At 74.7% G+C, this 10,684-nt stretch carries 8 protein-coding genes; 2 read left to right on the forward strand and 6 right to left on the reverse strand.

Translation table 11 applies throughout. The features are described from left to right. Positions 1–53: 53 nt before the first annotated feature. The 3 genes from ACZ6AQ_RS03430 to purN form a co-directional block, all read right to left on the reverse strand. On the reverse strand, positions 54–1,511 hold the full coding sequence (locus tag ACZ6AQ_RS03430) for a DUF2079 domain-containing protein (protein ID WP_468757157.1): 1,458 nt from the start codon (positions 1,509–1,511) through the stop codon (positions 54–56). A gap of 152 nt (positions 1,512–1,663) precedes the next feature. Then, positions 1,664–3,229: a bifunctional phosphoribosylaminoimidazolecarboxamide formyltransferase/IMP cyclohydrolase gene (gene purH, locus ACZ6AQ_RS03435; protein WP_468757159.1), complete on the reverse strand. Its 1,566-nt coding sequence runs from the start codon at positions 3,227–3,229 to the stop codon at positions 1,664–1,666. Next, positions 3,204–3,833 (reverse strand): phosphoribosylglycinamide formyltransferase, encoded by a 630-nt coding sequence (purN, locus tag ACZ6AQ_RS03440; protein WP_468757160.1) that lies wholly within the window; start codon positions 3,831–3,833, stop codon positions 3,204–3,206. Before purN ends, purH begins: the two co-directional genes overlap by 26 nt. Before the next feature lie 288 nt (positions 3,834–4,121). Between purN and ACZ6AQ_RS03445 the strand changes: the two genes are divergently transcribed. After that, a complete protein-coding gene (locus ACZ6AQ_RS03445; protein WP_468757161.1) occupies positions 4,122–4,874 on the forward strand; it encodes a hypothetical protein in 753 nt (250 codons plus the stop codon). Between the two features lie 9 nt (positions 4,875–4,883). On the opposite strand, the gene ACZ6AQ_RS03450 is transcribed toward ACZ6AQ_RS03445, so the two are convergent. Beyond that, positions 4,884–6,740, reverse strand: a complete 1,857-nt coding sequence (locus tag ACZ6AQ_RS03450) for a cell division protein PerM (protein ID WP_468757163.1) — start codon at positions 6,738–6,740, stop codon at positions 4,884–4,886. Between the two features lie 120 nt (positions 6,741–6,860). Here ACZ6AQ_RS03450 and ACZ6AQ_RS03455 point away from each other — a divergent pair, with 120 nt between their 5' ends. After that, positions 6,861–8,426, forward strand: coding sequence for a helix-turn-helix domain-containing protein (locus tag ACZ6AQ_RS03455; RefSeq protein ID WP_468757165.1), 1,566 nt, complete (start codon positions 6,861–6,863; stop codon positions 8,424–8,426). A 141-nt stretch (positions 8,427–8,567) separates the two neighbouring features. On the opposite strand, the gene sucD is transcribed toward ACZ6AQ_RS03455, so the two are convergent. Both sucD and sucC read right to left on the reverse strand, forming a co-directional pair. Continuing rightward, positions 8,568–9,452: a succinate--CoA ligase subunit alpha gene (gene sucD / locus ACZ6AQ_RS03460; RefSeq protein ID WP_132912553.1), complete on the reverse strand. Its 885-nt coding sequence runs from the start codon at positions 9,450–9,452 to the stop codon at positions 8,568–8,570. 21 nt (positions 9,453–9,473) lie between these two features. After that, positions 9,474–10,652 (reverse strand): ADP-forming succinate--CoA ligase subunit beta, encoded by a 1,179-nt coding sequence (sucC, locus tag ACZ6AQ_RS03465; RefSeq protein WP_388697754.1) that lies wholly within the window; start codon positions 10,650–10,652, stop codon positions 9,474–9,476. Positions 10,653–10,684 lie beyond the last annotated feature (32 nt).

Genomic DNA, 10,684 nt, shown 5'->3' on the forward strand with positions numbered 1-10,684 from the left:
GCTTCCCCCGGACCGGGCTTCCCTCCGGACCGGGTTTTCCCCCGGCCCCGGGATCACCTCCGCCGCAGGACCGCGAAACCTTCCGAGCGGTGCGTGATCTCGTACCGCGCGCCCGGGTGGAGCTGCGCGGCCAGCTCGGCCGGGTCCGAGATCTGCTGCGACCAGCCCCGCAGGTCGTAGGCGAGGTAGTCCGGATCGACCTCCTGCGAGGAGCCCGCCCAGTAGACCCGGCGGTCCGCCGTGAGGTGGGCGAGGAGCGAGACGTCCGCCTCCACGCTCACCCCCTCCGGGACCGCGTCCACCGCCGCCCGCGCCTGCTCGGCCCGGACGTCCGTCCGGTACGTCTCCGGCTTCAGCAGGTCGCGCAGCGGGAGGTTCACGGCGAGGACCAGCGCGACCGTGGTCGCCACCGGGACGGCGACCCTCCCGTACGAGGCGAGCCAGGCGCGCGGCGAGGTGCGCACCGCGCGGACGCCGTCCACGAGCGCCGCGAGGACGACCGGCATGAGGATGGCGCTGTAGTGCCAGTGCATGCCCCAGTGGTTGGGGTCCTGGGAGAGGAAGCGCCAGCCCAGGGTCGGCAGGACGAGCAGGACCAGCGGGGAGCGCAGGGCCAGGAAGCCGGTGATCGCCAGGAGGTGGAGGACCATCTCCCAGCGCTCGCCCGAGGCGAGGGCGCCGGCGACGAGCTGCCCGAAGGAGGTATCGGCCCCCTCCCCCGTCTTCTCGATCTTGGACCAGTAGTCGTACCGGCCGAGGCTGCTGGCCGCCGGGATCAGGACGAGGACGGTGAGGGCGAAGGCGGCGGTGCCGAAGCCGGCCAGGGCGGCGCCGAGCCGCCTGCTCCCCTTGAGGAAGAGGACCGCGCCGACCATGGCGACGGTGAGCCCCATGTCCTCCTTGACCAGGACGAGCGGGGCGGACCAGGCGGCGGCGGCCGTCCAGCGGCCGAGGAGCAGGGCCCGGCAGACCAGGGCGAGCAGCGGGACGGCGAAGGCGATCTCGTGGAAGTCGGACCGCACCGCCTCCTGGAGTCCCCAGGAGAGCCCGTACGCGGCCGTGAGGGCGATGCCCGCGGCGCGGCTGCCGAGGACCTCCTGCGTGGTGCGGCCGACGACGACGGCGGAGGCGGCGAAGAGCGCGGCCTGCGCGAAGAGCAGGGCGACCGGCGAGGGCCAGATCCAGTACAGCGGCGCCAGCAGGGCGGTGACCGGGCTGAAGTGGTCCCCGAGTATGGGGAAGCCCGGACCCTTGATGTCGACGACCGGGGCCCGGAACTCGGCGTACGCCCGGACGGACTGCCCGAAGATCCCGAGGTCCCAGGAGGGGGTGCGGAACTGCGCGTACTGCACCCAGGAGTACAGGAAGAAGAGGGCGCACAGGACGGCCGCGAGGATCAGGTACGGACGGAGCGGGACGGGGGCGGGCCGCTCCGGGGGCTCGGCGGCCGCGACCCCGGGGGCGCCGGTGACGGCCTCCCCGGCGGACCTGTTCTGTACGTCCAACACCACGCCCCCACCACCAGTGGTCGACAAAAGAGCAACCCATTAGAACAGAGACCACCCGATCGGCGGATGCACCCGCCGGGGCGCCGACGCGGACGGCCCGCCGGTTCCGGGGAACCGGCGGGCCGTCCGTTCACGCCCGGTCGCCTGTCGGCGGCTCAGTGGAAGAAGTGACGCGTCCCCGTGAAGTACATCGTCACGCCCGCCTTCTTCGCGGCCTCGACGACCAGCTCGTCGCGGACCGAGCCGCCGGGCTGCACGACCGCCTTCACGCCGGCCGCCGTGAGGATCTCCAGGCCGTCGGGGAAGGGGAAGAAGGCGTCGGAGGCGGCGTAGGAGCCGCGTGCCCGCTCCTCGCCCGCCCGCTCGACGGCCAGCTTCGCGGAGTCGACGCGGTTGACCTGGCCCATGCCGACGCCGACCGAGGCACCGTCCTTGGCGAGCAGGATCGCGTTGGACTTGACCGCGCGGCACGCCCTCCAGGCGAAGGCCAGCTCGGCCAGTTCCTCGGCGGAGAGGGCGTCGCCGGTCGCGAGGGTCCAGTGCGCCGGGTCGTCGCCGTCGGCCTGGAGGCGGTCGGTGACCTGGAGGAGGGCACCGCCGTCGACCGGCCTGACCTCGACCGGGTTGGCCGGGGCGCCCTCGGCGCGCAGCACGCGGATGTTCTTCTTCCGGGCGAGGATCTCGACGGCGCCGTCCTCGTACGCCGGGGCGACGATGACCTCGGTGAAGATCTCCGCGACCTGCTCGGCCAGCTCGACCGTCACCGGGCGGTTGACGGCGATGACGCCGCCGAACGCCGACAGCGGGTCGCAGGCGTGCGCCTTGCGGTGGGCCTCGGCGACGTCCGCGCCGATCGCGATGCCGCACGGGTTGGCGTGCTTGATGATCGCGACGCAGGGCTCGTCGTGGTCGTACGCGGCCCGGCGCGCGGCGTCGGTGTCCGTGTAGTTGTTGTACGACATCTCCTTGCCGTGGAACTGCTCGGCCTCGGCGAGGCCGCCCGTCCCGTCGACGTAGAGCGCGGCGCCCTGGTGCGGGTTCTCGCCGTACCGCAGGACGTTCTTCCGCTCGTACGTGGCGCCCAGGAAGCCGGGGAGGCCGCTGTCGTCGGCCGCCGCGTAGTCGTCGGCGAACCAGGAGGCCACGGCCACGTCGTACGCGGCGGTGTGCCGGAACGCCTCGCCCGCGAGCCGCTTGCGGGCGGTCAGGTCGAAGCCGCCGGACCGGACGGCGGCGAGCACGTCGGCGTACCGCTCGGGGCTGGTGACGATCGCCACGGACGGGTGGTTCTTCGCGGCGGCGCGGACCATGGAGGGGCCGCCGATGTCGATCTGCTCGACGCACTCGTCCGGGGTGGCGCCGGAGGCGACCGTCTCGCGGAACGGGTAGAGGTTCACCACGACCAGGTCGAAGGGCTCCACGCCCAGCTCGGCGAGCTGCTCGCGGTGCGACTCCAGGCGCAGGTCGGCGAGGATGCCGGCGTGCACGCGCGGGTGGAGGGTCTTGACGCGCCCGTCCAGGCACTCGGGGAAGCCGGTCAGCTCCTCGACCCTGGTGACGGGAACGCCCGCAGCGGCGATCCTCCCGGCCGTGGAGCCGGTGGAGACGAGCTCGACACCGGCCTCGTGCAGGCCGCGGGCCAGGTCTTCGAGTCCCGTCTTGTCGTAGACGCTGACCAGCGCGCGGCGGATGGGCTTAACGGTGTCCGTGTTCACCGACATGAACCTTTCGTCCCTCAATGCGGTAGCCGTGCCGGGCGAGGCGCCCCACGACGTCGACGAGCAGCGAGCGCTCGACTTCCTTGATGCGCTCGTGCAGAGCGGCTTCATCGTCCGTCTCCCGCACCTCGACCACGCCCTGGGCGATGATCGGGCCGGTGTCGACGCCGTCGTCGACGAAGTGGACGGTGCACCCGGTGACCTTCGCGCCGTAGGCGAGGGCGTCACGCACCCCGTGGGCACCGGGAAAACTGGGGAGCAGGGCCGGGTGGGTGTTGACGACCCGGCCGCCGAAGCGGGCGAGGAACTCCTTGCCGACGATCTTCATGAAGCCCGCCGAGACGACGAGGTCCGGCGCGTACGCGGCGGTCGCCTCCGTCAGGGCGCGGTCCCACTCCTCGCGGCTCGCGTGGTCCTTCACCCGGCACACGAAGGTCGGGAGCCCGGCGCGCTCGGCGCGCTCCAGGCCGACGGTCCCGTCGCGGTCGGCGCCGACGGCGACGACCTCCGCCCCGTACCCCCCGGGGTCGGCGGCGATGGCGTCGAGCAGGGCCTGCAGGTTGGTACCGGACCCGGAGACCAGGACGACGAGGCGGGCGGCAGCCACTGGGTCACTCTTTCCGTGGTGTTTGTGCGGTCGTACGAACGAATCGCATCGCTCGGTACGGGGAACCCTACGAACGGCTCGACCGGCAGCAACGATACCGGCACACGGGACGGCCCCCACGGGACGGGGGCGGAGCCGGGCGGTAGCGTCAGGGTCCGACGCCGGAGCGCACGGTGGGGCGTACCGGCCGGAGACGACGCCGGGGCGACGGACGTGCGGCGTACGAGACAGCAGCGGAGACCACGGGTGCGGTCGTGGTCGAGACGACAGAGGGAAGACGTTCAGCAGATGCCGGAACGCCAGTCCACGGACGACAACAACCCGTTCGCGCCGCCGCCCGAGGGCAGGCCGGACCAGCCGTGGCAGCCGCGGCGACCGGAGGGCCCGGACGACGACGCGTCCGGGGCCCCGGACGCGCCGGGCCCGTCCGACGGCCGGTGGAGCCCGCGTCAGCCGGGCCCCTCCCAGGACGGCTTCGGCCGCGGCCCGGAACGCCGGAGCGACCCCGAGGGCGGTCCGGGCCAGGGCGGGCCGAAGCGCGGCCCGGGGCTCCGCTGGGACCCGACGGACCCGGCGCAGCGGCGGGCGCGGTACGCGATCCTCGCCGGCATGTGGGGCTTCTTCTTCGCCCTCTTCGGGTTCCCGGAACCGGCCCTGCTCCTCGGTGCCCTCGGTCTCTACTGGGGGATCAGCTCCCTGCGCACCGGGCCGAAGCGGGACGGGGAGGCGCCGGGCGGGGCCGGCGGGGTGTCGCCGACGTCACAGGAGGCGTCCCGGCCGGCGGACCCGGGGCGGCGGACGGGACCGGAGCGGGACGCCCCCGGCGCGGCCGTTCCGCTGCGGACGATGCGGACGGCCGCGATCAGCGGACTGGTCGCGTCGGTCGTGGCCCTGGGCATCGTCGCCGCCGGCTTCACCTTCCAGCTCGTCTACCGCGACTTCTACGAGTGCCGCGACGACGCCCTCACCCACGCGGGCCGGCTGGCCTGCAACGACCTCCTGCCGAAGCCGCTGCGGGCGGGCCTCGGGGTCCGGGAGTAGGTCCTTCGGCTAGGCGGTGGGGCCCGGACCGGGGGTGATGTCCGGGGTCGGGGTCGGGGTCGAATGCGGGATCGACTTCGGGGCCGGGGCCGGGGCCGTGTCCGGTTTCGGCTTCGGCTTCGGCTTCGAGGCCGGGGGCGGGGTCGCGTCCGGTTCCGGGCGCGGGTCCACGGCCCGGTCCGGGGCCGGCTCCGGGGTCGCCTTCGGGCCCGGTCCCGGTTCCCGGGAGGGCTCCCAGGCGGCCGGGAGGTAGTCGTACGGCTCGTAGCCGGGCCCGTCGAAGGGGTCGCCGTACGGATCGTCGTACGCCTCGCCCTCGGGCCCCGGGCCGGCGCCGGGGACCCGGGGGCCGGCTCCGGGCGCGGCCCCGGCCCTCGCCCGGGGGAGCGACCCGAACCCGAGGAAGGACCGGAGCCCGGAGACGGCCCGGAGCCCGGGGGCGGCGGGGCGGGACCCGGAGTCCGCCCCGGTCCACCGGCCGGCGTCCCGGCCGGGCTCCCGTTCCGGGCCCCGGCGCCCGGAACGGGCCCGGAACCACGTTCCCGCCCGGCTCCGTGCCTCCGCCCGGTCCCGGGTACGGAGCGGGCTCCACACCCCGGAGGGCTGCCGCTGCGTCTCCTGGGTGTCCGGGGCGGGGGCGGGCACGGGCGAGGACGCGCGGGCCGCCCGGCGTTCCGCGCGGGGCGTCCGGCGGACCCAGGCCCGTACCCCGAGGGCCGTCGGCGTGCCCGCGCAGAGCGCCCACACCACCGCCGCCGCCCCCGCCCGCCACCACACCGGACCGAACGCGGACAGCCGGCCGGAGCCGAGCGGACCGCCCGCCGCGGTCGCGAGGACGGCCACGGCCGTCCCGCACAGCGCGGCCGCGCCCAGAACCGTCAGCACCGCGTCCCGGACCGTCCAGGCCCGCGCCGCCCGGCCCACCCGGTGGCCCAGCACCACGGCGGCGGCGGCCGGGGCCGCCGCGACCGCCCAGTGGAACCACACGCCCCGCCCCTCGGCGGGCAGCGCGGCCAGGAGCGGGAAGGGCGGTACGGCCGGGTCCCCGGTCAGGCCCAGCGGGGTCGCGAGCGCGGCCGTACCGACGGCGAACCCGGGGCCGAGGCCGTACGCGGCACCCCACACGGCCGCGTTCGGCAGCAGCGCCAGAACGAGCAGCGCGAGGGCCGCCCGCCCCGACCACTCCCCCGCGAGGCCCAGGAACGACGCCTGCGCCCGGCCCGCGTGCCAGACCAGCGAGACCGCCGCGGCCGCCGCGCCGCCGCAGAACAGCGTCAGGAGGCCGAGTCCCGCCGCGCGCAGGGCGACCGCCTGCCGCACCCCGGGCAGCGGGCGGCCGAGCGCCGTCCAGGCCCCCGCCCCGGCCGCGCCGACCACCACGGCGGGCAGCCGGAGTCCGGCCGTGATCAGCTCGGCGGGCAGCGGACCGCTCTCGCTGTAGACCACCACCACGGCCGCGACCAGCAGGTATCCCCCGGCCACCGAGGCGACCGCACCGCTCGGCGAGGGACGCGGCCGGTCCCGGTCGCGGGTCGTGTCGAGGGTGTCGCGGGCGGCCCGGTGGACGAACCAGACGGGCAGGACGGTCAGGAGCAGGGGGGCGACGCCCAGGGGCGCGGGCACGCCGGACAGGGTGTCCGTACGGACCAGCTCCACCCCGTGGGCGAGCAGCCAGAGCCCGGCGGCCACGTGGAGGGCCCCGCCGGGACCGCCGTCGGGGAACGGGGAGCTGATCCAGGCCGCGACCACCAGGACCGCGAGGACGCCGAGGCCGAGTCCGGCGGCGACCCCGCCCCGGACGCAGGCGGTGGCGAGCGCGGCGGAGCGGCCGCCCTGGACCAGGGGGTGATCGGTCGCATGGGTCACGGGGGACATGCTGCCAACGACACGCGCTTTCTCCGCGTAACAGGCAAACAACCGTGGTGTCGCTCAATATACGTTTATGTTCTTTTCCGCCCAGAAAAGCTCTGCGGGAGGTACGCGCCCATGAGCCGGAGCACCGCGGATTCCTCTCCTCCCGCCGCCCTTCCGCCCCCCAAGGAGCGGCGCAGGCTGCGCGAGGCCCTCGCCCTGAGCGAGGAGCAGGTCGCCGAGGCCGTGGGCGTCACCAAAGCCACGGTGAAGGCGTGGGAGACGGGGCGTTCGGCGCCCCGGGGGCGCAAACGCGAGGCGTACGCGAGGCTGCTCGGCGCGTGCGGGTCCGGCGGTCCCCTCCCCCTCTCCCGCCCCGTCGGGGGCGAAGAGCCGGGAGCGCGGCCGGACGCGCGCCCGGAGACCCGGGAGGCGGAGACGGCACTCCAGGGGGCGGTCCTCACCCCTTCGGGCCCCACCCCGCCGACTTCTCTTCCGGCCGGCGCCTCCGTCTCCGCTCCCGCGCCCGTTTCCGGGTCCGCGCCGGGGGTCGTTCCCGCTTCCGCGCCCACGCCCGGGGGCGCTTCCACGCCCGTTTCCGGGCCCACGCCGGAGGTCGCTTCCGGGCCCGGGGCCGCTTCCGCGTCCGTTTCCGCCACGCCCGGGGCCGTCTCCGTCTCCGTCTCCGGGCCGGCTCCGGAGCCCTTCTCCGGGTCCGCGCGGGACGCCGTCCTCGCCCCGTCGGAACGCCTGAAACCGGCGGTGCCGGAGACGGCGAACTCGGAACCGGCCACCCCGGAAACGGCGGCCCCGGGAACGGCCGGCCCGGGACCGGCGGTCCCCGAAGCGGTGGCCCCGGAAGCCCCCGCCCCGGAGCCGGGCGGGAGCCCCGCCGTGCCCGCCCTCACCCCCGAGGAGGCGTTCGACGCGCTCTACGCGTACGCCGCGCCCGCCCTCGCCCACCAGACGTACCTGCTCACCGGCCGTCGCGCCCTCTCCCGCGAGTCCGTCGAGCGCGCCTTCCAGCAGGCGTGGCAGCGCTGGCCCGAGGTCGCCGTCGACCCCGACCCGGTGGGCTGGGTGCGGGCGGCGGCGCACGAGTACGCCCTCTCCCCCTGGCACCGGCTGCGCCGCGCCCACCGGCACCCCGACACCCCGCCGGCCGGGGCGGACCGCCGGGCGCTGCTCTCCGCCCTCCTCGAACTGCCGCCGCCATACCGCCGCACCGTGCTGCTCTACGACGGACTCGGACTCGACCTGCCGGACACCGCGGCCGAGACGGAGGCGAGCACCCCCGCCGCCGCCCACCGCCTGCTGCACGCCCGTACGGTCCTCGGGAAGCGGGTCCCCGGGCTCGCCGGGCCGGAGGACCTGCACCGGCGGCTGAGCGCGCCGGTCACGGAGGCGCCGACGGCGGAGCTCCCGGCGGCCCGCTCGGTCCGGACCGGTGGGGAGCACCGGGCCCGCGCCTGGACGCGCGCGGTGGTCTGCGCGACGGCGGTCCTCGTCGCGATGACCGGCTTCACCGTGGTGACCGCGCCGACCCGGTACATCCCCGTGAACGCCCCCGGCGAGAGCGTCGGCGGCGTGCCGGTGCGCGGCGGCCCGGAGAAGCTCCGCCCGGAGGACCTGGAGCTCCGCGACAAGCTGCGCTCCGAGCCCCACCCCGGCCCCGAACGGCTGGTCCCGGTGCTCGGATAGCCGCCGCGGGCGCGGGCGGGCCCCGGCGGCGGGACGGCCGTCGCGGGGCGCCCGTCGCGGTACGGACACGCGAGTGGGCCCCGCCCTCCGCCCGGACGGGCCGGGAGGGGCGGGGCCCACTCGCTGTGCGGTGCGGCGGCGTCAGCCCGCGAGGATCGCGCGCGCCAGCTTGGCCGTCTCGGTCGGGGTCTTGCCGACCTTGACGCCCGCGGCCTCCAGGGCCTCCTTCTTCGCCTGGGCGGTGCCGGAGGAGCCGGAGACGATGGCGCCGGCGTGGCCCATGGTCTTGCCCTCGGGCGCGGTGAAGCCCGCGACGTAGCCGACGACCGGCTTGGTGACGTTGGCCTTGATGAAGTCGGCCGCACGCTCCTCGGCGTCGCCGCCGATCTCGCCGATCATGACGATCAGGTCGGTCTCCGGGTCGGCCTCGAAGGCCGCCAGGGCGTCGATGTGCGTGGTGCCGATGACCGGGTCGCCACCGATGCCGACGGCGGACGAGAAGCCGATGTCACGGAGCTCGTACATCATCTGGTACGTCAGCGTGCCGGACTTCGAGACCAGGCCGATGCGGCCCGGCTTCGTGATGTCGCCCGGGATGATGCCGGCGTTGGACTGGCCCGGGGTGATGAGACCGGGGCAGTTCGGGCCGATGAGGCGGGTCTTGTTGCCCTTCTCCACGGCGTACGCGTAGAACGCGGCGGAGTCGTGGACGGCGATGCCCTCGGTGATGACGACCGCGAGGGGGATCTCGGCGTCGATGGCCTCGACGACGGCGGCCTTCGCGAAGGCCGGCGGCACGAAGAGGACCGAGACGTTGGCGCCGGTCTCCTTCATGGCCTCGGCGACGGAACCGAAGACCGGGATCTCGGTGCCGTCGAAGTCGACGGTCGTGCCGGCCTTGCGCGGGTTCACGCCGCCGACGATGTTGGTGCCGTCACCCAGCATGAGCTTGGTGTGCTTCATGCCCGTGGCACCGGTCATGCCCTGGACGATGACCTTGCTGTCCTTGTTGAGGAAGATAGCCATGGCTCTGGTGTCCCTCGTCCCTTACTTCGCAGCCGCGAGCTCGGCGGCCTTGTCGGCCGCTCCGTCCATGGTGTCCACGCGCTGCACCAGCGGGTGGTTGGCGTCCGACAGGATCTTGCGACCCAGCTCGGCGTTGTTGCCGTCGAGGCGCACGACCAGCGGCTTGGTGACCTCCTCGCCCTTGGAGGCGAGGAGCTCCAGGGCCTGGACGATGCCGTTGGCGACCTCGTCGCAGGCGGTGATGCCGCCGAAGACGTTGACGAACACGGACTTGACGTCCGGGTCGCCCAGGATGATCTCCAGGCCGTTCGCCATGACCTCGGCGGAGGCGCCGCCGCCGATGTCGAGGAAGTTGGCCGGCTTCACGCCGCCGTGGTTCTCACCGGCGTACGCGACGACGTCCAGGGTCGACATGACCAGGCCGGCGCCGTTGCCGATGATGCCGACCTCGCCGTCGAGCTTGACGTAGTTGAGGCCCTTGGCCTTGGCCGCGGCCTCCAGCGGGTTGGCCGCCGCCTTGTCCTCCAGGGCCTCGTGCTCCGGCTGGCGGAAGTCGGCGTTCTCGTCGAGGGAGACCTTGCCGTCGAGGGCCAGGATGTCGCCGGAGGCGACCTTGGCCAGCGGGTTGACCTCGACGAGGAGCGCGTCCTCGGCGACGAAGGTGTCCCACAGGGTCACGAGAACCTCGGCGACCTTCTCGGCCACGTCGGCCGGGAACTGCGCCAGGGCCACGATCTCGCGGGCCTTCACGATGTCGACGCCCTTGTTGGAGTCGACCGGCACCTTGGCGAGCTTCTCGGGGGTCGTCGCGGCGACCTCCTCGATGTCCATGCCGCCGGCGACGGAGGCCATCGCCAGGAAGGTGCGGTTGGTGCGGTCGAGGAGGTACGAGACGTAGTACTCCTCGACGATCTCCGGAGCGGTCTCCGCGATCATCACCTTGTGGACCGTGTGGCCCTTGATGTCCATCCCGAGGATGTCCGTCGCGCGGGCGACGGCCTCGTCCGGGGTGGCGGCCAGCTTGACGCCGCCGGCCTTGCCGCGGCCGCCGACCTTCACCTGCGCCTTGACGACCGACTTGCCGCCAAGACGCTCGGTGGCCTCGCGCGCCGCCTCAGGCGTGTCGATGACTTCACCGGCCAGCACCGGTACACCGTGCTTGGCGAAGAGGTCCCTCGCCTGGTACTCGAACAGGTCCACGCGCGTCCGTCCCTTTTCTGATGATCGCGGTT

The sequence above is a fragment of the Streptomyces sp. NPDC041191 genome (assembly GCF_055591945.1).

Coding starts and splice junctions, on each gene's coding strand:
- purH (WP_468757159.1), bottom strand. CDS start 3,229: ATGTCGGTGAACACGGACACCGTTAAGCCCATCCGCCGCGCGCTGGTC.
- sucD (WP_132912553.1), bottom strand. CDS start 9,452: ATGGCTATCTTCCTCAACAAGGACAGCAAGGTCATCGTCCAGGGCATG.
- ACZ6AQ_RS03455 (WP_468757165.1), top strand. CDS start 6,861: ATGAGCCGGAGCACCGCGGATTCCTCTCCTCCCGCCGCCCTTCCGCCC.
- ACZ6AQ_RS03445 (WP_468757161.1), top strand. CDS start 4,122: ATGCCGGAACGCCAGTCCACGGACGACAACAACCCGTTCGCGCCGCCG.